Raw genomic sequence first — 23,470 nt, 5'->3', positions numbered from 1 at the left:
ACGATGGTCTTCAATTTTCTTTCAGGTAACCACAGAACAGCCAACATCATATTAAAAGACCATGTTATTCGTTATATAGAATTGAAACAAACTTCACCTATTATTGTTAATCATTCGGCTGAACGGTATATTCCTGAAGGATTAATACGAGACGGTAAAATTATTGATAGAGACACACTGTCTACGATACTAGAGGAATGTATTGAGGATTGGGGAATCAAAAAAAGAAATGTGCGCTTTACTGTACCAGATGCTTTTGTTGTCATTCGTACAGTACAGGTCCCTGGTGACCTTGAAGATGATGAGGTAAAAGGCTATTTGTATCTAGAATTAGGGACAACTATTCATCTTCCATTTGAAGATCCTGTCTTTGATGCAATTGTCATAAAGGATTCTGGGGAGAAAAAAGATGTCCTATTATTTGCTGCTCCTGAAGAAATAGTTACTCAATATTCGGAGTTATTCTCAGAGCTCAAACTAAAACCAACTTCAGCTGATATCTCAGCGTTATGTTTATATCGATTATATTTCGAGATTGAAAATCCACGAAATAATCAACACATTATGTTAGTGCAATTTGATATACATATGGTCAACATTAGTATATTTCATAATCATAAGCCTATTTTTATGCGACATCTTCCCATCGAAGGTATATATGAAAATTGGGATAATCATTACACTACTTCAGGTGAACACCAGTATCAATGGGTTGGTGATGAACAAGAGCTATCTATGCAGCTTCTTGACGTATACAAAGAAATAGAAAATGTAATGAATTTTTACCGTTTTTCTTTGAAACAAGGAAAAGAGGGAATTGAGAGAATTTACTTATGTGGTGATTACCCATTATTTAGAAAAGTTGCTAAGGATGTTAAAGAACGTTTTGACTTACCAGTAGATACAATTGATTCTGAAAAAGTAGCAACAAGTAATGGAGAGCAAATCCCACAGCAATTACATTTAGCACTAGGGTTAGCTTTAAAAGAGGTGCGCTGATGTTAGTAGATATCAATTTATTACCTCAGAAGGAAACAAAGAATACATCAAAGTACATTATTACTGGTATTATCCTTTTTATTGTTTTAGTCCTAAGTATTTTATTAATCGTGGTTATGAACCATCATAAATCCCAAATTGATCAGTTAAACAATGAACTAGCAATGACTAGAGAATTAACAGCAATCGAACAGCAGAAAATTGTTGATTTTGAGTCCTCCTCTTCTGTTATTGAGTTAGAAAATGCAGTTGAGTGGGTGAAGAACTATCCAACAGAGACAGTGCCTATATTAGAGCATTTAATAGGACTTTTACCAGAACGAGGATTTTTACAAGCATTATCCTACACTGGAGAAGGTGCAGTCTCAATCTCAGTTCAATTTGATACAAATCGAGAAGTAGCATATTACCTAAAGTCTTTAACAGAATCTGACCTAATAGAAGCTGCATCACTGCTAGATATTCAAACACAGCAGATTGGCACTGAAGAAGCTGAAGGCTACTTACCAAGGTACATTGCACAATTTGATCTTACGATTAATAAACAAGCCATAGATGAACTCCAAAAGGAGGAAGAATAATGGCAAAACAACTATCCAAGAAGCAACTAGTTATCATTTTAATGTCTAGTTTGTTGATATTATTACTCTTCGTTTTTCTCTATTTTCTTTTAATAAAGCCGTTAGAAACTGAACATGACCGACTTGAAAATGACTTGAAAACAGAGAAACAACTCTTAGAAGTTGTCCAAACAAGAGTTGCACAAATGCAAAATCAAACATATGAAAGTACGATAGAATTACAAAAGCGGGTTCCTGTTAAGCCAATTTTGGAACAATTTCTACTTGACCTAGAAAAAGCAGAGGTTGTATCAAATAGCTTTATTTCAAATATGTCTTTTGGTGAGACAGAAGTAACTCCACAAAATACATTAGAAGAGTATGTTGATATGAATAATAATGATGAAACGGCAGAAGAAGCTCAGGAACAGGAAAACGCTCAATTTCCTGCGGGGTTAGAAAAGATAACAGTCAATCTATCTGTTGTTGCTCCTGACTATTTCGCTCTAGAAGAGTTTATAACAACCTTAGAATCTCAAAAGAGAATAACCCAAATTGAGAATTTAGTTTTTGCAGGAACAGAAGAGATTACTTCCATTGAACAAGAGATCAATCCTATCCCTTTTACACTTACTGTTTCTACTTTTTACTTACCTAGTCTAACTGACTTAGTAGATGATCTTCCAACATTAGAAACACCACTTCCTAGTAATAAAAGAAATCCGTTTCCAACAGGAATAAAGGATAATGACTAAGCTCGGCAAGTCCGAGCTTTTCATAGAAAAATTAGTAGGAGAGTGGCTATGCTTGTTAATAGAAATCAAAAAGGAATTACTTTAATAGAATTATTAGCAGTGATTGTAATATTGGGGATAATTTCTTCTGTTGCGATTCCAACAATGACTAATCTTGTCCAACTTTCAAAGGATCGGGCGATGGTAGGCAATGCGCACGCTTTAAAAGAAGCAGCAAGTTTATATGTTCGTGATTTACACCTACAGCAACAAACACCCCCATCAAAAATTACCTATAAGATGTTAATAGATAGTCAGTACATAGAATATATTAAAGATCCAGATACAGGTAGCCGTTATAGTGACACAAATGCATCCTTTGTTGAATATAAACAAAATCAACTTACAGGCATTTGTTTAAAAGGCTTTGAGCGAAGCATTTGCGGTGGCAACGGAGAAGCACTATCTCTAGATTCGATCACTGTTGAATCCATAATAATAAATGATTAGTGAAAAATTTGACGAAAACCTTTACCGACAAGACGACAAATGTCTTGTTATTTTTTTTGTATCTTATGGTAGCATGGTAGAAAGTGATTGTCCCGTTCGACAAATATAAAGGTGGTGAATGGTGTGGACAAGCCAAAACAAGGTATCTCAATAAAAATTAATGGACAAGAACGTGAATACAACGTAAATAAAGTAGAAAAAGAAAAAAAGCTAGATATTGAGCTTGACACATATGAAAATCATGAAGTAGCTGCTGCCAAAGAAGCAGAGGAAGATGATTTCGCCTGGGTACTTCCGACAACAAGTGGGGATGAAAAAGGAAGCCAACCATTTGTAGCAATCGAAGATGTAAGAAACTTGAGTAGTAAAAAGAATAATAAATTTAAAGGGTTTGGGAAGAAAAACTTTACCCCAAAGTCAGTTTTACCTTCAAAGTCCTTTTTGATTTCAGTTGTATTAGGTGTATTGATTGGAACAGGTTTTGGATTAATTGTTCTAAATCTATTAACAGATGACATTATTCAGGAACAGGTATCATCTAGTAATCCGCAGGGAGGAACGGTTGGGCAAAAAGCAGCAGGTGAGGAAGAAGAGAAACCAACAGCAAGTGATGATAACAAGCAGAAGGACGGTGTCAACACCATACCATTTAAAGTGGGTACACTAAATCCTGTAGTCATTCAAGCTGGAATTTTTTCAACTTTAGATTCTGGTCAGCTAATTGTCGATAAGATAAAAAATCTAGGGTATTCTGCTGTGATTCTTGAAAACGCAGATACATATATTGTTCTAGGTGGAATTGGTAGTAATGTTGACCTAGTAAAACAGATGAGTTCTGTATATGCTGAAAATAATACAGAACATTTTGTTAAACCAATAACCATCAATGGTGGAGACTATCAAAATGTACCTGAGATTGAGAGCCAATATATTGGAAAGACAATCCCTCTTTATAATGAACTAGCTTCAATCTCATCGAGTTTAATAGCTGGTTCTGACATTACTAGTGAAAAATGGCAGCAAGTAGTAGGTCTTTACAAAGAGATAAAACCAATTGAACAAGACAAAGTAAGCGAACATATACAATCGTTTTCGACAAATATAACAAAGGGCTACGAAATACTAAACACCTATTATGAAACGAAAGATAAAGCTTCACTTTGGCAATCTCAACAGGCTTTATTAGATGCCCTTCGAGATTATCAGTTATGGGTGAATACTCTTTCTTAATAAAAATTCTCAAACTATATAAAATTAAATTTTCACTTAGAAAATAGCCGAAAAAGGAGCGGAAACGTTCCTTTTTTTAACCTTTTTCATTAAGAATTAGAAATCTTTTCATAAAAATACCGTTTTGTTGAACACTAAATTTGGTAGTAAAATTCAATTTTGGTAAATTGTTTATTGTCATGTTTCTTTGGTACGATAGTAAAGTATCTTCCAAATCTGTAAGAAATAAAAATGAGAAGGGTGATTACTATATGAAACGCCTCATCTTAGCCTCAGGCTCTCCTCGAAGAAAAGAACTTCTAAATAATCTTCAAACTCCTTTTGAGATATCAGTGAGTGATATTGAAGAAGTCGTTGATCCACAGTTAGTGCCTGAACAAGTTGTAATGTCACTAGCAGAACAAAAAGCTAGAGACGTTGCGAAAAAATATCCGAATGATTTTGTTTTAGGGGCTGATACAATTGTTGTATATGACCATCAAATCTTAGGGAAACCAAAGGATAAACAGGAATCATATACTATGCTTAAGCTGCTATCTGGCCAAGTTCATGAAGTATTAACAGGTGTAGCTATCATCGTTGGTGAAGACGCAGTTACTTTTTTTGAACGGACAGAAGTTGAATTTTGGGAATTAACGGATGAAGAAATTTGGAAGTATATTAACAGTGGTGAACCAGCAGATAAAGCTGGATCATACGGTATACAAGAGCTCGGTTCAGTATTGGTTAAGAGGATTAGCGGTGACTACTTTTCAGTGGTTGGATTGCCTATTTCCCGCACCATTCGTGAACTTCAGAAATTAGGGTTCAAGGCAAATTAAACCCACGGGTAATTGGCGTAAATCTATTAACTTTTGAACATGATAAGGCTATTAGGAGGCTCCAGGAGGAATTTTATAAAATGCAAACTGAGTCTCCATTATTAATTCGTGATTTTCCACATGATGAAAGACCGAGAGAACGTTTACTCTCAGAGGGCTCCTCAAATTTATCCAATCAAGAGTTACTAGCAATTTTATTAAGAACTGGGACAAAGAAAGAGTCGGTATTACAACTTTCTAACCGTCTATTAAATCATTTTGAAGGATTAAGGCTTCTAAAGGATGCAACTGTTGAAGAGATTACAGCGATAAAAGGTATCGGTCAAGTAAAAGCTGTTCAAATTATGGCTTCTATTGAACTTGGTAGAAGAATTGGCCGACTTCAATATGAAGACCGTTATGTTATTCGCTCACCAGAAGATGGAGCCAAATATGTAATGGACGACATGCGCTTTCTGTCACAGGAGCATTTTGTGTGTCTTTACTTAAATACCAAAAACCAGGTACTCCATCGACAAACTATCTTCATCGGCAGTCTAAATGCTTCGATTGTTCATCCTCGTGAGGTATACAAAGAAGCTTTTAGAAGATCAGCAGCATCAATCATCTGCATTCATAACCATCCTTCTGGTGACCCAGCACCAAGCAGAGAGGACATTGAGGTTACGAAACGTTTAGCGGAATGTGGAAAAATCTTAGGAATAGAACTTTTGGACCATCTAATTATAGGTGAACATAAATATGTCAGCCTCAAGGAAAAAGGGTATGTATAAGCACTATCCTTTTTAATAGTAGTACGATATAATATTTGTTATGGGTTTTTGAAGTAAAACATTATAAAAAAACATAAAAAACACTCATTTGGTATTTCGTATCAGAAAGGAAGATACATAATATGTTTGGAATTGGTACACGTGACCTTGGAATAGATTTAGGAACAGCAAATACTCTTGTCTATGTAAAAGGAAAAGGGATTGTTGTAAGGGAACCATCTGTTGTTGCAATGCAAACTGACTCAAAACAAATCGTTGCAGTGGGGAACGATGCGAAAAATATGATCGGCCGTACACCAGGAAATGTAGTAGCTCTACGTCCAATGAAGGACGGAGTAATTGCAGATTACGATACAACTGCAACGATGATGAAATATTACATTAAGCAGGCAGTTAAAAACCAAAGCTTTTTTGCACGTAAGCCATATGTGATGGTTTGTGTACCATCTGGAATTACAGCAGTTGAGAAGAGGGCAGTAATCGACGCGACTAGACAAGCTGGTGCGCGAGATGCATATACAATTGAAGAACCATTTGCAGCAGCTATCGGAGCTAACCTGCCTGTTTGGGAACCAACTGGAAGTATGGTTGTAGATATCGGTGGTGGGACGACTGAGGTGGCAATTATCTCTTTAGGTGGTATTGTTACAAGCCAGTCAATTCGTGTTGCTGGTGATGAAATGGATGATGCAATGGTTCAATACATCCGTAAGACTTACAACCTTATGATTGGTGATCGTACAGCCGAAGCAATCAAAATGGAGATTGGGTCAGCAAGCTCTCCAGAGGGTGTAGAAAATATGGAAATTAGAGGTAGAGATTTATTAACAGGTCTACCTAAGACGATTGAAATTACAGCAGAGGAAATTTCCAAAGCTTTACATGATACAGTTTATGCGATTGTTGATTCTGTAAAAAACACATTAGAAAAAACGCCACCAGAGCTTGCAGCTGATATAATGGACCGTGGAATTGTCCTCACAGGTGGAGGAGCTTTACTACGCAACCTGGACAAGGTAATCAGTGAAGAAACAAGCATGCCTGTACTAATCGCAGAAAACCCATTAGACTGCGTTGCAATCGGAACAGGTAAAGCACTAGACCATATCCATTTATTTAAAAAATAGGCTAGATTGAGATTTGATACTATGTTGATTTCTGCGGAAGGCACTAGACTCCTGCGGGAGAAGCGCGTCAAAGTGAGCCCCCACAGGCGTAAAGCGCCGAGGAGGCTCACGGACCGCCCGATGGGAATCCGATTTTGAAAAGCCGGTAGTTGGGCTTTTCAAGATTCCCCACGGAAAGCGAGTGCCTGGAGCAGAAATCAACAGGTATTTATAACATTGCAAAATAGTAAATCAAGATTTCGTTAATGTATTAGAACAAGAGGGTGTTAATCATGCCACAATTTTTCCTAAATAAACGTCTAATATTATTGCTTGTAAGTATTATCGTGCTGGTGGCATTGATTGGTTTCTCACTAAAAGAACGTGAAGGTCTATCATGGCCCGAACAATTTGTAAAAGACTCAATGGGCTGGGTACAATCAATCATTCACAAGCCAGCCCGTTCCATCTCTCATTTTTTTAGCAACGTGAACGATCTAAAAAATACCTATGAAGAGAATAAACTATTGAAGTCTAAACTAGATGAATATGTATTGCTAGAAACCGAACTTCAAGATCTTAAAAACGAGCATAAAACACTACAAGAGATATTAGATAAAACCGAAAGTTTACGTGGCTTTAATTCGATACAAGCAGCTGTAATAGCTAGAAACCCTGATCGTTGGCATGAAGTTGTTACTATTAATAAGGGTGGACAACATGGTATTAAGCAGGACATGGCTGTTATTACGGCAAGTGGACTAATTGGTAAAATAAAACATGCTTCACAATTTACATCAACTATTCAGTTATTAAGTGCCCCTGACCGAAAGAATCGAATATCTGCCTATATACAAAGTGGAGATACAGATACATTTGGGTTGATTGAGGGGTACGATAAGGAAAAAGAGGCGCTTTTATTTAAAAGAATTCCGTTTGACGCCAAAATTGAAGTAGAGCAAAAAGTGCTCACATCAGGTTTAGGTGGAGTATTCCCAGAAGGTCTTCTAGTTGGTGAAGTAATTGAGGTCGTACCTGAGGACCATGGGCTAACTAAAATGGCTTATGTGAGACCTGCTGCTAACTTTTATCAAATCGACCATGTTATCGTAGTAGAACGCACAATGATTGAACCAGAAGATGAGGGGGAAGAAGGGTGAAAAAACTAATTCTTCCACTTCTTTTAACTATACTATTTGTTCTTGAGAGTGTATTTGTCGATTTATTACCATCTACGCTTTTTAATGTAGACCGATTATTTATTCCACATTTTGTTATGATCGCACTTGTATTTATAGTAGTTTATTATAATCATTTGCTAGGTTTAGTATATGCTATTATTTTTGGACTACTATTTGACATGGTATATACTGAAATTATTGGTGTTTATATGTTTGCTTATCCAATTATTTCGTATGTTCTAACCAAAGCGGTAAAAATACTTCAGACTAATATATTTATTATTTCAGTTATAAGTATTGTTGGTGTCGCTTTGCTAGAATTTTATGTGTATGCTGTTAATCTAATTATTGGATTTACAAATATGAATATATCTCTTTTTATAAGTGATCGACTTTTTTCAACATTGGTTTTAAATAGTGTATTTGTAATAATAGTATGTTATCCATTTAAAAGGTTATTGGTGAGACTTTCTGTCACGGAATAGTATGAAAACTAATGAATTGATAGAGGAAAATGGAACCCTTTTGTTGAAATATTAATCGTTGAGGTGAACGTCATGAAAGGACAAAAACAACAATATGTGACAATAAAAGGCACAAAAGACGGTTTAACGTTACATCTCGATGATTCTTGTTCATTTCAGGATCTAGTAGCTGAGCTAGAAGAGAAACTTTTAGTTAATCAACGTCATGAAGAAGATGGGCCCTTACTACCAGTTCGCTTAAAGGTAGGAAATAGGTATGTTACAAATGAACAACAGGAACAGTTACGTGGTCTTATACGTAATAAAAAGCATTTAGTTGTTGATTCTATAGAAAGTAATATACTGACTAAAGAGGAAGCACTTGAATTAAAAAGAGAGAGTGAAATTGTCTCGGCAGCTAAGGTTGTCCGGTCTGGACAGATTCTAAAGGTTCAGGGCGATTTATTGTTAATAGGTGATGTTAACCCCGGAGGAACCGTTATAGCAGAAGGCAATATATTTATTTTAGGTGCATTACGAGGTATTGCTCATGCGGGATGTAATGGGAATGGACAAGCTGTTATAGCTGCATCGATTATGCGTCCTTCACAGCTTCGTATTAGTGATATTATGAACAGGGCACCTGATTACAATCAGGATGATACAAACGAGATGGAATGTGCGTATATTGATGAAAATGGATTGATTGTCGTAGATCGTCTTCAATTGTTAACACATATTAGACCCAATTTGACACGGTTAGAAGGAGGTATGTAACGGTGGGAGAGGCTATTGTTATTACATCAGGTAAAGGCGGAGTTGGTAAAACAACTACATCTGCAAACGTTGGAACAGCCCTTGCGTTAGCTGGAAAAAAAGTATGTTTAGTAGATACAGATATTGGCTTGCGTAATCTGGACGTGGTCATGGGCTTAGAAAATCGGATTATCTATGATTTAGTAGATGTTGTAGAAAATCGTTGTAAAATACACCAGGCACTAGTTAAGGACAAGCGTTTTGACGATCTATTGTATTTATTACCTGCTGCACAAACAAGTGATAAGTCAGCAGTATCTCCAGAGCAAATGAAAAAGCTTATTGCTGAACTTAAGCAAGACTATGATTATATTATTATTGACTGTCCTGCAGGAATTGAACAAGGCTACAAGAATGCAGTAGCCGGTGCTGATAGAGCGATTGTTGTGACCACACCTGAAATTTCTGCTGTAAGAGATGCTGATAGAATTATAGGTTTACTTGAAAAAGAAGAAATTGAACCCCCTAAATTAATTATTAACCGTATTCGTAATCATATGGTTAAAAATGGGGATATGTTAGATGTGGATGAAATTGTTACTCATCTATCCATTGATTTAATTGGAATCGTTGCGGATGATGATGCTGTCATTAAGGGATCTAATAATGGTGAGCCGATTGCTCTTGACTCAACGAGTAAAACGGCAATTGCTTATCGAAATATTGCTAGAAGAATATTAGGTGAGTCCATTCCACTTCAATCTCTAGATGAGGCTAATAATGGGATGTTTACAAAACTTAAAAAGTTTTTTGGTGTACGTTAAGTCTTGCAATTACTGCAAGGCTTTTTTCTTTTTCGATGATTCTTAAGTCATATCTTCCCCGGACAAGTCATAAAATTGTACAAACTTCGTTTATAAGGGAATGGTGTAAAGATATGAGTAATCGAGCGGATGAAATCAGAAGAAGAATCGCAAAGAGAAAACAAAGTAGACAGAGCACGTCTGGCTCAACAATTCTTAGGGACCCTTCTCCATTTGTTGTTAGGGATGAAGAAAAATTTGGGCATGAACGATTTTCATCATATGAAGGAAGTCCGTCTGATTCAGGACATCCTTTGTTCAAAAAAGAAGTATTTATGTTTAAAATATTATTTTCAATTTGCTTGATATTGGTTGTAGCAATCCTCTATAAAAATCAATCTCCACAATTAGAGGGGACAAGACAGTTTGTTAAACAAACGATGGAGAACGATTTCCAATTTGCAGCTATTTCAACGATGTATGAAGAGAGATTTGGTAGCCCTCTTGCTATTTTTCCTACATCTAGTACAGGCAAAGAGGAGCAAGAAAACCAAGTAAAGCCAGCTGGCCAATACGCAGTGCCAGCAAATGCAAGGGTCCTTCAAGGTTTTGAAGTAAACGGTCAGGGTATAACCGTAGAAACGGTTAGTAAGTCATCGGTTGAAGCCGTTGACGAAGGTGTCGTAACGTTTGTTGGAAATAAAGATGATTTAGGAAAAACAGTCATTATTCAACATGCAGACGGCTCCCATACTTGGTATGCAAAACTACAATCAATCGATGTAACTTTATATCAATTTGTAGATACTGGGCAGGCAGTAGGTAAAGTGGTAGATAGTGAAGATGGACAAAAAGGAACCTATTATTTCGCAATTAAAAAGGGTGAGTCCTTTATTGATCCTATACAGGTGATATCGTTTGACTAAGTTGATGGAAACATTATTAAAAATTAAAATACATCCACTATTTTGGGTTGTAATAGGAATATCAATTATAACTGCTCATTTTAAGGAGCTATTAATGCTATTTCTCATTGTATTCATCCATGAATTGGGGCACGTAACAGGTGCCCATTTTTTTTCATGGAGAATTAAAAAAATCCAACTTCTACCTTTTGGAGGAGTTGCCGAAATGGATGAGCATGGCAACCGTCCCATTAAAGAAGAGTTAATTGTTATATTAGCTGGACCAATCACACATATAGTCCTTGTCTTTATAGGCTATATTTTTTATGCATTTTCTATTATTTCTGCAGAAACACTTGATCTATTTATTTTTCACAACCTAGTTATTTTGTTTTTTAATTTGCTACCGATCTGGCCATTAGATGGTGGAAAACTTTTACTTTTATTATTTTCTTTAAAAAAACCTTTTAGTGATGCACATAAGATGACCATACAATTGTCGATTATCGGTGTTGGTCTATTTATACTTGCTGTCCTGTATTACTCACCTTCTCAACTTCATTTATGGATGATTATTACATTTCTACTCTTCTCAATTGTGATGGAGTGGAGACAACGACATTTTGTTTTCATGCGGTTTTTACTAGAACGGTATTATGGGGATGCTTCTCAGATACAAAGGTTAACACCTCTAATTGTTGATGAAAAAGAAACAATACAAGAAGTACTTGTTAAGTTTTATCGCGGGAATAAACATTCTATAATAATAAGCAAAAAGGGTAAACATCATGTGCCACTTGATGAAAACGAAGTGTTACATGCTTACTTTAATGAAAGGCGTACTACAGAACACGTTGGAGATTTAATCTATCCATATTGACCTCACTTCTAATTATCTGTTTAATTATCGGTAAGAGATAATGAAGTGAGGTTCTAGCTTTGAGCATATTAGTACTAAATATAAATTCATCAGAAAAACGTGGCGCGATTGTTAAAAATAATAAAGTTGAGCAATTTATTCTTATCCAGCCCGCTAGGAAAAGTCTAGTTGGTAATATTTATTCTGGAAGAGTAATCGATGTTATTCCTGGTATGGAAGCAGCATTTGTAGACATAGGTATTGATAAAAATGGATATTTACCAATAGATGAATTTCCTTCTATTCAAAATCCGGATAAAGAAAAACGAATATCCCAACTAATACATCAAGGTGAGGAAATAGTAGTACAAGTGATAAAGGACAGTAGTGAACTAAAAGGACCAAAACTTACGAGGTTAATCGAGATTCAGGGTGATTACATAATCTATCAGCCCGAAGGTAAGACTGTCTCAGTGTCTAGAAAAATTAGAAATGAGCAAGAACGTGATAAGTGGCATGCATTTGCAACGGCTCATTGTACTGAGAATGAAGGGCTTATTATACGTACTTCGTGCGAAAAAGAACATGAAGATACAGTTTTAAATGAATTATCTTACATTCGTAGTAAATATCAATCCATGCTGAAAATACGAGGACATGAGCAGAAAACTCCTAGCCTTTTATTTGATAAAGGTAGCATCGAAGAAAGAGCACGTGATATCGTAATAGCTGGACAGATTGAAGAAATCGTAGTAGATGATTTCTCCTTCTACCAAAGGCTTAAAGTAATGTTAGATAATGTAAAAATAAGCACATATAGCCGAAGCGAGAACATATTCTCCTATTATGGAGTGGAGCATGAAATTGAGAAGTGTCTAAATAAAACAGTTGTGTTAGATAATGGTGGCTATATTATTATCGAAAGCACAGAGGCCATGACTGTTATTGATGTGAACTCCGGTAAATTTCATGGAAAAACTAACTTAAGGGAAACCATATTAAAAACCAATATAGAAGCAGCACGAGAAGTAGCAAGACAAATTCGGTTACGGGATATTGGTGGAATTATAGTGGTTGATTTTATTAACATGAGGTTTCAAGAAGATAAACATCAGGTGTTAGACACCATTAAAATGGCCTTAAGAGCAGATCCTAATGATACGAAGATTCTAGGGTTTACAAAGCTAGGTTTAGTAGAATTAACTAGGAAAAAAGTTTATCAAACGGTAAATGAAATTCTATGTTCACCTTGTTCAACTTGTGAAGGGACAGGAATGGTCTTATCCGCTGAATCCATCGCTTATAAAATTGAACGCGAACTCTGGGAGCTAAAAGGCAAGGACTATGAAGCCGTTTGGATAGAGGCACCTGAATCCGTAATCAGATGTATTACTGGTGAAAAAGGTGTTCATAAAAAAAGGTTAGAAGAAACGTTGAATTTAGCGATATACCTAACTATACAAAAAACAACTGATCGTAAATATACAATTCGTCATGTAGGTTCGAAAAAAGAGATTGAAGAGCGGATTAAATTACTGTAAACTATAATAGTTGTCACTGGTAGGGGCATGAAGTTGCCTCTATTTTACATGTTGTTAATCTAGTAATACTTATTGACATTGCATAGTATTAGTGGTAACATTTTGATGTTATTGTTTGTAGCACCCATTGCTACAACCGCTCAGCTCAGGTAATAAGATTTCCCATTGGAAGCGCCTGTCGTTGGCGAGTCTTAGTCCATATTATAGGAGGTGCAATTATGTACGCAATTATTGAAACTGGTGGAAAACAAATCAAAGTTCAAGAAGGTCAAGAGATTTATATCGAAAAGCTTGACGTTGAACAAGGTGGAACAGTTACTTTTGACAAAGTTTTATTCGTAGGTGGAGACAACGTTAAAGTTGGAACTCCAACTGTTGAAGGAGCTACTGTTACTGCTAAACTTGAAAAACATGGTCGTGCTAAGAAGATCACTGTTTTCAAATACAAAGCTAAGAAAAACTACCGTCGTAAACAAGGTCACCGTCAACCTTACACTAAAGTTGTTATTGAAAAAATCAACGCGTAAGGTCATACAATGATCAAAGTAACGATAAATCGCCAAAGTAATGGGCATATTGAATCGTTTACAATCAATGGACATGCTAACTTTGCAAAGCATGGCTCAGATATTGTTTGTGCTGGTGTATCGGCAGTTTCGATTGGTGCTATTAATGCTATATTAGCCTTAACTAAAATAAATCCTGATATTGAACAGGGTGGCGAGGGTGGCTTTCTCCGCTGTGTGATTCCAACCGAATTGGAAGAGAACACAAATGAGAAGGTACAACTTCTTTTAGAAGGAATGTTAATTTCCTTACAAACCATCGAAAATGATTACGGACAATACATTAAAATCTCAACAAAGTAGGAGGTGAAAGTCATGTTAAGATTAGACCTTCAATTCTTCGCTTCTAAAAAGGGAGTAGGTAGTACTAAAAACGGTCGTGATTCAATCTCGAAACGTCTTGGTGCTAAGCGTGCTGATGGTCAATTCGTTTCAGGTGGATCAATTCTTTACCGTCAACGCGGTACAAAAATCTATCCAGGTGCAAACGTAGGCCGTGGTGGAGACGATACATTATTCGCTAAAATTGACGGAGTAGTTAAATTTGAGCGTTTAGGTCGTGACCGTAAACAAGTAAGCGTATATCCAGTTGCACAAGAAGCGTAAGCTCTTTAAAGAAAAACTCTAACCTTTTCTGGTTAGAGTTTTCTTTTTTGCCCTTATACTATAAAGAGATTTTATAGGATACAATTAGTGAATTGGAGCGGAAGGCACTTGACTCCTGCGGGAATTGAGGGAAGTATGAGACCCCACAGGCGAAGCCGAGGAGGCTCATATCCCTCCCCGCGGAAAGCAAGTGCCTGCAGTGTAAAGAAACGGTCAAAGTTCAAATTAGAAAGCAAACTGCTCTTCCATACGGCAAAACTAAGTATTATTAGTCATATTTCACAATGTTTGTTATAATTTCTTCAGATAAGATTCTAATGATTTGGAGAATTGCTGATGAAAAAGGAATGGAATGTTGTTGAAGTTCTAAGCCATTCAAGACACGATTGGCTTAATAAAATTCAATTATTAAAGGGTAATCTATCTTTAAATAAAATAGACAGAGTCAAAGAAATAATCGAAGAGATCGTTCATGAATCCCAGAATGAATCGCACTTAACCAACTTAAAAATGCAAAAGTTTGCCGAGCTGCTAATGACCTACAACTGGGAACAGCATCATTTTCGACTTGAGTACGAAATAGTAGGCGACTTAAAAGATTGTTCGGAATATGATGATTCGTTACATAACTGGTGTATTGAGTTTTTTTCTGTGTTAGACCATTCAATCGATTGTAACAATGATAATAATCTAAGCATCTCGATAGAGACATTTAATGATGAACTCCGTTTCTTTTTTGACTTTAGTGGAATAATAACAGATAGAGAAGTAGTTAGGAATTGGTTTAAAAAACAACGATCCGAAGAGAGCTTCTTTCAAATTTTAGATTATCAAGTACAAACAGATGAAATGCTTGTTGTGTTAAGGCTGCAAAGTTCTTAAACATTTAGGCAAGCGAACGGAGGGAAACAATGTTTGTCGATCAGGTCAAAGTTTATGTAAAAGGCGGAGACGGCGGGAATGGTATGGTCGCATTTCGCCGAGAAAAATATGTACCCAATGGAGGACCAGCGGGTGGTGACGGAGGTAAAGGTGCAGATGTTATCTTCGAAGTAGAAGAAGGACTTCGTACACTAATGGATTTCCGTTATAAACGTCATTTTAAAGCTGAACGTGGAGAACATGGGATGTCTAAGGGCATGCATGGGAAAAATTCTTCCCCAATGATTGTAAAAGTTCCACCTGGGACTGTTGTAACCGTAGAAGGTACAGGGCAAGTAATTGCAGACCTAACTGAACATGGACAGCAGGCCATTATTGCAAAGGGTGGTCGTGGTGGAAGAGGGAATACTCGTTTCGCTACACCTGCAAATCCAGCACCAGAAATTGCTGAAAATGGAGAACCAGGACAAGAGAGAGACGTAATATTAGAATTAAAGGTATTAGCTGACGTAGGTCTTGTGGGCTTCCCTAGTGTTGGTAAGTCAACTCTACTATCTATCGTATCTGCTGCAAAACCAAAAATTGCTGAATATCATTTTACAACAATTGTTCCTAACTTGGGTGTTGTAGAAACAGAAGATAGTCGTAGTTTTGTAATGGCAGACCTACCTGGACTTATCGAAGGGGCGCACCAAGGTGTAGGACTAGGGCATCAATTTCTTCGCCATATCGAAAGAACAAGGGTTATTGTGCATGTAATCGATATGTCTGGTATGGAAGGTCGTGATCCATATGAAGATTATTTGACAATTAACGATGAACTTAAAGAATATAATCTTCGACTAATGGAAAGACCTCAAATTATTGTAGCCAATAAAATGGACATGCCAGATGCAGATGAAAATCTTAAAGTCTTCAAGGAAAAATTAAATGAGGACGTGAAGATTTTCCCTATCTCGGCTATTACAAGACAAGGGCTTCGTGATTTACTCTTCGAAATAGCAGATCTGGTAGAAACAACACCTGAATTTCCAATGGAGGTTGAGGAAGAGGATACCGAGCACAGAGTTCTTTATAAGCATGAAAAAGAAGAGATTGACTTTAAAATTACGAGAGAGAGCGACGGTACATTTGTCGTATCTGGAGATAAGATTGAAAAGCTATTCAAAATGACGAACTTCCAGCGTGAAGAGTCTATTCGAAGGTTTGCAAGACAATTAAGAGGTATGGGCGTTGATGCTGCTTTGCGTGAAAAAGGAGCAAAACACGGAGATACTGTAAAGCTTGAGGATTATGAATTTGAATTTGTAGAATAGTGGTCAAGAAAAGGCACGTCAATAGTGCCTTTTCTTATCCCTTTGAAAGTGGGGATAGGTATTGAATAATAAGCAGAAAAAAGTAGATGAAAAATTTTATTTAGTGCGTGAGGATGTTCTTCCTGAAGCCATAAAAAAAACACTTGAAGCTAAGGAATTACTTGATCGTGGCAAGGCTAACTCGGTGGCAGATGCGGTTCAAATGGTTGATTTAAGTCGTAGTGCATTTTATAAATATAAAGATACTGTCTTTCCTTTTCATACCGTAGTTAAAGAAAGAATTATTACGCTCTTTTTTCATTTAGAAGACCGTTCAGGAACTCTTTCTCAGTTATTAGGTGTTGTTGCGGCTGCAGGATGTAATGTATTAACGATTCATCAAACGATTCCGTTAAGAGGAAAGGCAAATGTTACACTTTCTTTAAATACAACTGGTATGACTGAAGATATTACAGATCTCTTATCAAAGTTAAAACGTCTAGATTTTATAGATAAAGTAGATGTACTTGGAACAGGGGCTTAAGGGGGAAGCAAGAATGACAGAGAAAAGAAAGATTGCTTTTTTAGGGCCAAGAGCAACATTTACAGAAAGTGCAGTTACGTTTTTATTCCCTGACGAAGTCGGTGTGGCCTATCAAACGATTCCTGAATGCATGGACGCTATCCAGGCGGGAGAAGTTGAAGTTGCTGTAGTTCCTTTAGAAAATACGATCGAAGGGTCCGTTAATTTAACACTCGATTATTTAATCCATGAAAAGCCCGCACGAATTATCGCTGAGCTAACTGTTCCAATAAGGCAGCAGCTAATGGTTCATCCAGACAATACAATGCGATGGAATGATGTAAACTGTATTTACTCACATTCACATGCAATAGCACAGTGTCATAAATTTTTACATGGTCAGTTTAATCAAACAAACTATGAGTATATGACTTCAACTGGAGCAGCTGCTAAATATGTTTCTGAACATCCAAAAGAGAATATAGCAGCGATTGCTAACGAATTGGCTGCTAAGGAGTATGGTCTTACAATTGTAAGAAAAGACATCCATGATTATGAAAACAACCATACGCGTTTTGTTGTGCTTCAAAAGGAGAAACACTCGATATCTCCTCCTAGTAATCTTTCACCAGTAGGGCAGAAAACGACATTAATGATTACCTTACCTTCGGACCAAGCTGGGGCACTTCACCAAGTATTATCTGCATTTGCATGGAGAAAATTAAATCTTTCTAAAATTGAATCACGACCAATGAAAACAGGCTTAGGTAATTATTTTTTTATCATTGATATAGATGCTATTTTAGATGAAATATTAGTTCCGGGGGCAATTGCTGAACTTGAAGCTCTTGGCTGCTCTGTAACTATTTTAGGTTCGTATCCTTTCTTTCATGCAAACTAAAAAAATCCCTTACAAAAATTTAGTAAGGGATTTTTACATTCTATCTTATTCAATCAGGATATTTGCTTTCTTAAGGGCCTGGCAAGCTGCATCCAATTTATCAATTGAAGAAGCTTCTAATGTATGAAGGTGAGTACCATCTGTAAGTTCAGATAAAAATGTTGCATTCGTTTCATTTATTTTACTCATAAATGTATTTACTTCCTGACGATTACTAACCATTATCGAGGCCGTTAAGTCACCATAGACAGGATGTTCTATTTTTACATCTTTAACGGTAACGCCATGGTCCACAATTAGAGTTAATTCTTCCTGAGTTTGGCTTGGTGGGTGTTGGCAAACCACAACACGGCTAAAACTTTCCTTGGTTAGCTCATTTTTTAAATAAAAATAGCCATTACTTGTTGCCAAAATGGGTTCATTTCTTGCTTTAAGTAAAGATATATCTTGTACTATAACTTGCCTACTTACATTCGTTTTTGTGGATAATTCACTTCCTGTAATTGGTTCTCTGGAATCCTTTAACCACTTTAAGATGAGCTCACGTCTATTTTCCCCAAGAATTTTCTTGTCGTCCTTCACCATTGTCACTCCTTTAAAGATCCACTTTTAAAGTCTAAAATTGTTTATGATCTGTTTCATGATTTTTAGTAAGAAATCAATATCTTCAATTGTTGTGTATTTGCCAAAGGATAACCGTATAAATTGCTTTGCTTTATCAGGGGTTTTTCCAATGGCTATCATTGTTTTTGATGGTTCTTGTTGACCAACCTGACAGGCACTTCCAGTCGAAATGGCGACTCCGTGTCGATTGCATTCTAACATTGAATATTGTCCTTCTATTCCTTCAATGAGTAGCCCTAAAATTGTAGGTAAATGAAGGGATGCCCGATTTATGATTTCAATAGGAAGATGTAAATGACCTATTTCTTCAATTAAATGTGTTCGTAAGGTTTGTAATCTCTGTTGTTCATCAGTCATTTCATTATATATAAGTTGTGCGGCAATCACAAAAGCAGCAATCCCTGGGACATCTACTGTTCCTGGACGAAATCCAAATTCATGACTAGTATTTGGAAAAACACTACTCCATTTTACCATAGGGTTTATATAAGCAGCGCCTACTCCTTTTGGCCCGTAAATTTTATGACTAGAAATTGAAATACTATCCAGGTTTGCTTCTTTAATTTCTATTGGAATTTTCCCAAATGATTGTACACAATCACTGTGAAATAGAATATCATGCTTTTTTAAGATTTTCCCGATTTCATGAATAGGTTGGATAACACCTATTTCTGAATTAACATGATGAATGGAAGCTAGAACAGTTTCTTCAGTAATTGATTGCTCTAACTCTTTAAGATTAACTTCACCTGATGAAGTGACATTTAAATATGTGATAGTATAACCCTCATCTTCAAGTTTCTTAAACAGATTCTTGACTGATGAGTGCTCAACTTTAGTTGTAATAAGGTGTTTACCTTTATGTTTGTTGCCAAGTAACAGTGACTGTATCGCTAAGATATTTGCGTCAGAACCACCACCTGTGAAAAATACTCCACTTTTTGGTACAGCTATTAATTTTGCTAGTTCCTCTCGACATCCCTCTAAAACATTCTTTGCTGATGTTCCATGATCATGAAGGCTACTTGGGTTCCCGAATATCTTTTTAGCCACTTCACTATAAGCTTGTATAGATTCATCCCTCATTGGTGTTGTTGCAGCATAATCTAAATAGATCATAAGCCCCGTCCTTCCGATTTTTCTTTATACTATAAACTATAAAACTATAAAAAACACTTGTTATTATTTTAAATATATGTAAATATAGGTGTCAAGACACTAGTAAAGAAGAGGTGGCAAAATGCCTTTCGAATATACAGATGTTTTAATTGTCGGTAGTGGTATTGCAGCCTTAAATCTTGCCACTAAATTAAGTGAGCATATGAATGTGAGAATCATCACAAAGTCTAAAATTGAAAATAGTAATTCTATGTTAGCCCAAGGGGGCGTTGCAGCAGCAATCAGTCCAAGTGACCATTGGGAAAATCACTTTCAAGATACAATGAGTGCAGGATGTTACCATAATAACAAGGCAGCAGTTAAAACATTAGTCGAGCTTGGACCTAGTTGTATAAGAGAATTAATGAATGATGGAATGACATTTGATTGTGATTCAGATGGAAATCTAGTACTTGGTCTAGAAGGTGCACATCTTCAAAATCGTATTCTACATGCTGGAGGAGACAGTACTGGTAAAGCATTAATGAATTATCTCTTTTCAAAGTTAGACCAAAAAGTAATCGTGAATGAAAATGAAATGATTTTAGATTTAATTATACATGATGAAAAGTGTGTTGGAGTGACTAGCCTTAATAATCATAATGAAATAACCTCTTTTTATGCAAATCATGTGGTACTTGCGACAGGAGGTTGCGGAGGACTATATTCTGTAACATCTAATGACATTACTATTACAGGGGATGGAATAGCTGCTGCATATCGAGCGGGAGCAGAAATAACGGATATGGAATTCATTCAGTTTCATCCAACAATGCTATTTAAAGATGGTAAAAGTCATGGGCTTATTTCAGAAGCTGTTCGTGGAGAAGGAGCTCTTCTAGTGAATGACAAAGGTAAATACATTATGGAGGGTGTTCATGATTTAAAAGACCTTGCTCCAAGAGATATCGTGTCTAGAAGAATTCATAAGGAGTATATAAACGGAAATTTAGTTTTTCTTGATATATCCATGATTAAAAACTTTAGGATAAAGTTTCCAACGATTACAGGAATATGTGAAAAAGCAGGTATCAGCCTACAAGAAGGATTACTCCCCGTTGCACCAGGAGCTCATTTTTTAATGGGAGGAATAAAGACGAACTTATATGGCGAATCAACTATTAATGGACTATATGCTATAGGAGAAGCGGCGTGTACAGGTGTTCATGGAGCGAATCGACTTGCTAGTAACTCACTACTTGAAGGAATTGTGTTTGCAAGTTTACTAGCAAAAAGATTAATAAGTGCTCCTAAGCAAAGAAGAAGACCATTCCTTTTTGCCAAAAGACAACGTTCTTCAAGTGGAACGAGTAGTTTGCCAACAGCAAATGAAATTAGAAATTTAATGTCTCGTTATGCTGGTATTGAAAGAGATGAAAAGGGCTTAATTTATGCTAAACAATGGATTGAGTCCTACTTAAATAAGGATATGGTGAATGGCGTACTCCTTGTAAACGCATCAAGGTCTGCGTATACAGTGATTAATATGTTAACAACAAGCTGGCTCATCCTTTCTTCAGCATTGGAACGAGAAGAAAGTAGAGGAGGCCATTATCGGATTGATTATCCAGTTAGTGACTCAAGGTGGTTAAAAAGGTATCTTTCAAGAACGATTAAAAAAGACGGAATAGGTTTTCAAGAATTGGTCAAAGGGGCGAATTAAAGATGAATAAACTGAAGGTTAGAAAATTACTCGAGCAATTCTTTCTAGAGGATATTGGTGAGCGAGATATAACCAGTGATTCAATATTCCCTCCAGAACTTAGAGGAGAAGGCCACTTTTTAGTGAAAGATGAAGGGATATTATCAGGAGTAGACATTATCACACAAGGCTACAAGTTATTAGATTCATCCTGTGAGGTCATCCTGTACAAACATGATGGAGATCGTGTAGAAAACGGAGAGATTATAGCAAAAGTATATGGACCGATGGGAGTTTTATTAACAGGTGAAAGAGTCATCTTGAATCTTTTACAAAGGATGAGTGGTATTGCGACCCTTACTAAAAAGGCGGTAACAGCCTTACAAAGTGATCATACGAAAATATGTGATACTCGAAAAACGACACCTGGCTTAAGAATTCTTGAAAAGTATGCTGTCACATGTGGTGGTGGTTTTAATCATCGCTTCGGTTTGTATGACGGTGTCATGATAAAAGATAATCATATTGCCTTTGCCGGTTCTATTACTCTAGCTGTTAAGGCAGTTCGGGAATCAGTTGGACACATGGTAAAAGTTGAGGTTGAAACAGAATCTAGAGAAGCTGTTGAAGAGGCTATTTCAGCAGGTGCTGATGTAATTATGTTCGATAATCGAACACCAGAAGAGGTAAAGGAATTTGTTGGAATAGTACCTAAATCAATTGTTACTGAAGCTTCAGGAGGTATTACAATTGAAAACCTCAAAGAATACGGAAAAACAGGTGTTGATTACATTTCTTTAGGAATGTTAACTCATTCAGCAAAAGCGCTAGACATCAGTTTTAATGTATCAGAAAAGGGGGCAATAAGATGAATATTTTAGAATTGATAAATAAAGATAGTGTACAAGGAATTCCTTCAGAATATAAGACTCTTTCTGTTGCTGAAATGGAGCAACGTGTGAGAGAAATTAAGAATTCCTTTGGGGAGAAATTGTTTATACCCGGACATCATTATCAAAAAGATGAGGTAATCCAATTTGCTGATACGACCGGTGACTCCTTGCAGTTAGCACAAATTTCAGCTCAAAATAAGAATGCTGAATACATTGTTTTCTGTGGCGTGCATTTTATGGCAGAGACAGCTGATATACTAACCAATCCGAACCAACGAGTTATTTTACCTGATATGAGGGCAGGCTGTTCGATGGCTGATATGGCAAATATTGAACAGACTGAACGTGGTTGGAATACGATGCAACAAGTCTTTGGTGATACAATTATTCCTCTAACTTATGTTAATTCTACAGCGGCAATTAAAGCATTCGTTGGGAGAAATGGGGGAGCAACCGTTACTTCATCAAATGCAAAACCGATGCTTGAATGGGCATTTACCCAAAAGCAACGAATATTATTTTTGCCTGACCAACATTTAGGTAGAAATACGGCATTTGATCTAGGGATACCGCTTGATGAAATGGCAGTTTGGAACCCAATAACTGATGCCTTTGAATATAATGGGAACTTAAATGATGTTAAGGTTATCCTATGGAAAGGCCATTGTTCAGTCCATGAAAACTTTACAGTAAATAATATAAATGATATTAGAAAAGATGAACCAGATATGAATATTATTGTTCACCCTGAATGTACTCGTGAAGTAGTTGCTTTATCCGATTATGCAGGATCTACTAAATATATTATTGATACAATCGACAAGGCACCATCAGGAAGTAAGTGGGCGATTGGTACTGAAATGAATCTTGTTAAACGTATTATAAACAATCACCCTGATAAGAAAATTGTTTCACTAAACCCACATATGTGTCCTTGTTTAACGATGAATAGAATTGACTTACCTCACCTACTATGGGCTCTAGAATCTCTAGAAAAAGGAGAGGTAATTAACGAAATAAAAGTAGATGCTACGATTGCAAAAGATGCTACTTTGGCACTTGAACGTATGCTTGCAAGAGCATAACATCACTAAGTTTATAAAAATGACAGTGTAATAACTGCTATTTTTATAAACTT

The 23,470-nt window shown here is 36.4% G+C and carries 27 protein-coding genes and 1 other annotated feature; of the genes, 25 read left to right on the top strand and 2 right to left on the bottom strand.

The features are described from left to right. Positions 1-3: 3 nt before the first annotated feature. The 22 genes from pilM to pheA all read left to right on the top strand — a co-directional run bounded on the left by pilM (position 4) and on the right by pheA (position 18,015). Entirely contained in the window at positions 4-999 is a 996-nt protein-coding gene (gene pilM / locus J2Z26_RS13135) for a type IV pilus biogenesis protein PilM (RefSeq protein WP_193535611.1), read from the top strand. After that, positions 999-1,580, top strand: coding sequence for a PilN domain-containing protein (locus tag J2Z26_RS13130; RefSeq protein ID WP_193535610.1), 582 nt, complete (start codon positions 999-1,001; stop codon positions 1,578-1,580). Before pilM ends, J2Z26_RS13130 begins: the two co-directional genes overlap by 1 nt. Then, a complete protein-coding gene (locus J2Z26_RS13125) occupies positions 1,580-2,314 on the top strand; it encodes a type II secretion system protein M (protein ID WP_193535609.1) in 735 nt (244 codons plus the stop codon). Before J2Z26_RS13130 ends, J2Z26_RS13125 begins: the two co-directional genes overlap by 1 nt. 48 nt (positions 2,315-2,362) lie before the next feature. Then, positions 2,363-2,803, top strand: a complete 441-nt coding sequence (locus J2Z26_RS13120) for a type II secretion system protein (RefSeq protein ID WP_193535608.1) — start codon at positions 2,363-2,365, stop codon at positions 2,801-2,803. A 123-nt stretch (positions 2,804-2,926) separates the two neighbouring features. Next, the gene (locus J2Z26_RS13115; protein WP_193535607.1) at positions 2,927-4,033 is read left to right on the top strand and encodes a hypothetical protein; all 1,107 of its coding nucleotides are present in this window, start codon (positions 2,927-2,929) and stop codon (positions 4,031-4,033) included. Positions 4,034-4,284: 251 nt separating this feature from the next. Further along, positions 4,285-4,854 (top strand): Maf family protein, encoded by a 570-nt coding sequence (locus J2Z26_RS13110; protein ID WP_193535606.1) that lies wholly within the window; start codon positions 4,285-4,287, stop codon positions 4,852-4,854. Positions 4,855-4,934: 80 nt separating this feature from the next. Beyond that, positions 4,935-5,627, top strand: coding sequence for a RadC family protein (gene radC / locus J2Z26_RS13105; protein WP_193535605.1), 693 nt, complete (start codon positions 4,935-4,937; stop codon positions 5,625-5,627). Positions 5,628-5,749: 122 nt separating this feature from the next. After that, on the top strand, positions 5,750-6,754 hold the full coding sequence (locus tag J2Z26_RS13100; protein WP_193535603.1) for a rod shape-determining protein: 1,005 nt from the start codon (positions 5,750-5,752) through the stop codon (positions 6,752-6,754). A 272-nt stretch (positions 6,755-7,026) separates the two neighbouring features. Continuing rightward, a complete protein-coding gene (gene mreC / locus J2Z26_RS13095; protein WP_193535601.1) occupies positions 7,027-7,893 on the top strand; it encodes a rod shape-determining protein MreC in 867 nt (288 codons plus the stop codon). Continuing rightward, positions 7,890-8,399, top strand: a complete 510-nt coding sequence (mreD, locus tag J2Z26_RS13090) for a rod shape-determining protein MreD (protein WP_193535599.1) — start codon at positions 7,890-7,892, stop codon at positions 8,397-8,399. Before mreC ends, mreD begins: the two co-directional genes overlap by 4 nt. Before the next feature lie 72 nt (positions 8,400-8,471). Next, entirely contained in the window at positions 8,472-9,155 is a 684-nt protein-coding gene (gene minC, locus J2Z26_RS13085; protein WP_193535597.1) for a septum site-determining protein MinC, read from the top strand. 2 nt (positions 9,156-9,157) lie between these two features. Next, positions 9,158-9,958 (top strand): septum site-determining protein MinD, encoded by an 801-nt coding sequence (minD, locus tag J2Z26_RS13080; protein ID WP_193535596.1) that lies wholly within the window; start codon positions 9,158-9,160, stop codon positions 9,956-9,958. Positions 9,959-10,071: 113 nt separating this feature from the next. Beyond that, positions 10,072-10,863: a M23 family metallopeptidase gene (locus tag J2Z26_RS13075; protein WP_193535595.1), complete on the top strand. Its 792-nt coding sequence runs from the start codon at positions 10,072-10,074 to the stop codon at positions 10,861-10,863. Beyond that, positions 10,856-11,722, top strand: coding sequence for a M50 family metallopeptidase (locus J2Z26_RS13070; protein WP_193535594.1), 867 nt, complete (start codon positions 10,856-10,858; stop codon positions 11,720-11,722). The genes J2Z26_RS13075 and J2Z26_RS13070 overlap by 8 nt, the downstream gene beginning before the upstream one ends. 59 nt (positions 11,723-11,781) lie before the next feature. Continuing rightward, positions 11,782-13,242 carry an Rne/Rng family ribonuclease gene (locus J2Z26_RS13065; protein WP_193535593.1) on the top strand — a complete coding sequence of 487 codons (1,461 nt, stop codon included), beginning with the start codon at positions 11,782-11,784 and terminating at the stop codon, positions 13,240-13,242. Between the two features lie 124 nt (positions 13,243-13,366). Then, positions 13,367-13,444: a sequence feature (ribosomal protein L21 leader region), on the top strand. A gap of 16 nt (positions 13,445-13,460) precedes the next feature. Further along, on the top strand, positions 13,461-13,769 hold the full coding sequence (gene rplU / locus J2Z26_RS13060; RefSeq protein WP_193469875.1) for a 50S ribosomal protein L21: 309 nt from the start codon (positions 13,461-13,463) through the stop codon (positions 13,767-13,769). A 9-nt stretch (positions 13,770-13,778) separates the two neighbouring features. Further along, positions 13,779-14,111 (top strand): ribosomal-processing cysteine protease Prp, encoded by a 333-nt coding sequence (locus J2Z26_RS13055; RefSeq protein WP_193535592.1) that lies wholly within the window; start codon positions 13,779-13,781, stop codon positions 14,109-14,111. A 12-nt stretch (positions 14,112-14,123) separates the two neighbouring features. Then, positions 14,124-14,414, top strand: coding sequence for a 50S ribosomal protein L27 (rpmA, locus tag J2Z26_RS13050; protein ID WP_193535591.1), 291 nt, complete (start codon positions 14,124-14,126; stop codon positions 14,412-14,414). 336 nt (positions 14,415-14,750) lie between these two features. Further along, entirely contained in the window at positions 14,751-15,296 is a 546-nt protein-coding gene (locus J2Z26_RS13045; protein ID WP_193535590.1) for a sporulation initiation phosphotransferase B, read from the top strand. 29 nt (positions 15,297-15,325) lie between these two features. Next, positions 15,326-16,612 carry a GTPase ObgE gene (gene obgE / locus J2Z26_RS13040; RefSeq protein ID WP_193535589.1) on the top strand — a complete coding sequence of 429 codons (1,287 nt, stop codon included), beginning with the start codon at positions 15,326-15,328 and terminating at the stop codon, positions 16,610-16,612. 61 nt (positions 16,613-16,673) lie between these two features. After that, a complete protein-coding gene (locus tag J2Z26_RS13035) occupies positions 16,674-17,135 on the top strand; it encodes an ACT domain-containing protein (RefSeq protein WP_193535588.1) in 462 nt (153 codons plus the stop codon). 13 nt (positions 17,136-17,148) lie between these two features. After that, complete coding sequence (pheA, locus tag J2Z26_RS13030; RefSeq protein WP_193535587.1) at positions 17,149-18,015, top strand: prephenate dehydratase; 867 nt, start codon at positions 17,149-17,151, stop codon at positions 18,013-18,015. A 45-nt stretch (positions 18,016-18,060) separates the two neighbouring features. On the opposite strand, the gene J2Z26_RS13025 is transcribed toward pheA, so the two are convergent. Together J2Z26_RS13025 and J2Z26_RS13020 are read right to left on the bottom strand one after the other, a co-directional pair. Further along, positions 18,061-18,600, bottom strand: a complete 540-nt coding sequence (locus tag J2Z26_RS13025; RefSeq protein ID WP_193535586.1) for a transcription repressor NadR — start codon at positions 18,598-18,600, stop codon at positions 18,061-18,063. Between the two features lie 24 nt (positions 18,601-18,624). Continuing rightward, positions 18,625-19,758 (bottom strand): IscS subfamily cysteine desulfurase, encoded by a 1,134-nt coding sequence (locus tag J2Z26_RS13020; RefSeq protein WP_193535585.1) that lies wholly within the window; start codon positions 19,756-19,758, stop codon positions 18,625-18,627. 121 nt (positions 19,759-19,879) lie between these two features. Here J2Z26_RS13020 and nadB point away from each other — a divergent pair, with 121 nt between their 5' ends. Genes nadB through nadA form a run of 3 tightly spaced genes read left to right on the top strand, consistent with a single transcriptional unit; the run spans position 19,880 to position 23,417 of the window. Beyond that, positions 19,880-21,460, top strand: a complete 1,581-nt coding sequence (nadB, locus tag J2Z26_RS13015; protein ID WP_193535584.1) for an L-aspartate oxidase — start codon at positions 19,880-19,882, stop codon at positions 21,458-21,460. A 2-nt stretch (positions 21,461-21,462) separates the two neighbouring features. Beyond that, positions 21,463-22,311: a carboxylating nicotinate-nucleotide diphosphorylase gene (gene nadC, locus J2Z26_RS13010; RefSeq protein ID WP_193535583.1), complete on the top strand. Its 849-nt coding sequence runs from the start codon at positions 21,463-21,465 to the stop codon at positions 22,309-22,311. Continuing rightward, positions 22,308-23,417: a quinolinate synthase NadA gene (gene nadA / locus J2Z26_RS13005; protein WP_193535582.1), complete on the top strand. Its 1,110-nt coding sequence runs from the start codon at positions 22,308-22,310 to the stop codon at positions 23,415-23,417. The genes nadC and nadA overlap by 4 nt, the downstream gene beginning before the upstream one ends. Positions 23,418-23,470: the final 53 nt, after the last annotated feature.

The sequence above is a fragment of the Cytobacillus luteolus genome, assembly GCF_017873715.1.
GTDB lineage: Bacteria > Bacillota > Bacilli > Bacillales > Bacillaceae_L > Bacillus_BV > Bacillus_BV luteola.
Note: the sequence above shows the minus strand (reverse complement) of the source record. Positions and strands in the feature narration are given on the sequence as shown.

What these genes read in the sequence shown, in the direction of transcription:
- pilM (WP_193535611.1), top strand. Translation starts at nt 4, where the DNA reads ATGGTCTTCAATTTTCTTTCAGGTAACCACAGAACAGCCAACATCATA.
- J2Z26_RS13130 (WP_193535610.1), top strand. Translation starts at nt 999, where the DNA reads ATGTTAGTAGATATCAATTTATTACCTCAGAAGGAAACAAAGAATACA.
- J2Z26_RS13125 (WP_193535609.1), top strand. Translation starts at nt 1,580, where the DNA reads ATGGCAAAACAACTATCCAAGAAGCAACTAGTTATCATTTTAATGTCT.
- J2Z26_RS13120 (WP_193535608.1), top strand. Translation starts at nt 2,363, where the DNA reads ATGCTTGTTAATAGAAATCAAAAAGGAATTACTTTAATAGAATTATTA.
- J2Z26_RS13110 (WP_193535606.1), top strand. Translation starts at nt 4,285, where the DNA reads ATGAAACGCCTCATCTTAGCCTCAGGCTCTCCTCGAAGAAAAGAACTT.
- radC (WP_193535605.1), top strand. Translation starts at nt 4,935, where the DNA reads ATGCAAACTGAGTCTCCATTATTAATTCGTGATTTTCCACATGATGAA.
- J2Z26_RS13100 (WP_193535603.1), top strand. Translation starts at nt 5,750, where the DNA reads ATGTTTGGAATTGGTACACGTGACCTTGGAATAGATTTAGGAACAGCA.
- mreC (WP_193535601.1), top strand. Translation starts at nt 7,027, where the DNA reads ATGCCACAATTTTTCCTAAATAAACGTCTAATATTATTGCTTGTAAGT.
- minC (WP_193535597.1), top strand. Translation starts at nt 8,472, where the DNA reads ATGAAAGGACAAAAACAACAATATGTGACAATAAAAGGCACAAAAGAC.
- J2Z26_RS13075 (WP_193535595.1), top strand. Translation starts at nt 10,072, where the DNA reads ATGAGTAATCGAGCGGATGAAATCAGAAGAAGAATCGCAAAGAGAAAA.
- rplU (WP_193469875.1), top strand. Translation starts at nt 13,461, where the DNA reads ATGTACGCAATTATTGAAACTGGTGGAAAACAAATCAAAGTTCAAGAA.
- J2Z26_RS13055 (WP_193535592.1), top strand. Translation starts at nt 13,779, where the DNA reads ATGATCAAAGTAACGATAAATCGCCAAAGTAATGGGCATATTGAATCG.
- rpmA (WP_193535591.1), top strand. Translation starts at nt 14,124, where the DNA reads ATGTTAAGATTAGACCTTCAATTCTTCGCTTCTAAAAAGGGAGTAGGT.
- J2Z26_RS13045 (WP_193535590.1), top strand. Translation starts at nt 14,751, where the DNA reads ATGAAAAAGGAATGGAATGTTGTTGAAGTTCTAAGCCATTCAAGACAC.
- obgE (WP_193535589.1), top strand. Translation starts at nt 15,326, where the DNA reads ATGTTTGTCGATCAGGTCAAAGTTTATGTAAAAGGCGGAGACGGCGGG.
- pheA (WP_193535587.1), top strand. Translation starts at nt 17,149, where the DNA reads ATGACAGAGAAAAGAAAGATTGCTTTTTTAGGGCCAAGAGCAACATTT.
- J2Z26_RS13025 (WP_193535586.1), bottom strand. Translation starts at nt 18,600, where the DNA reads ATGGTGAAGGACGACAAGAAAATTCTTGGGGAAAATAGACGTGAGCTC.
- J2Z26_RS13020 (WP_193535585.1), bottom strand. Translation starts at nt 19,758, where the DNA reads ATGATCTATTTAGATTATGCTGCAACAACACCAATGAGGGATGAATCT.
- nadB (WP_193535584.1), top strand. Translation starts at nt 19,880, where the DNA reads ATGCCTTTCGAATATACAGATGTTTTAATTGTCGGTAGTGGTATTGCA.
- nadC (WP_193535583.1), top strand. Translation starts at nt 21,463, where the DNA reads ATGAATAAACTGAAGGTTAGAAAATTACTCGAGCAATTCTTTCTAGAG.
- nadA (WP_193535582.1), top strand. Translation starts at nt 22,308, where the DNA reads ATGAATATTTTAGAATTGATAAATAAAGATAGTGTACAAGGAATTCCT.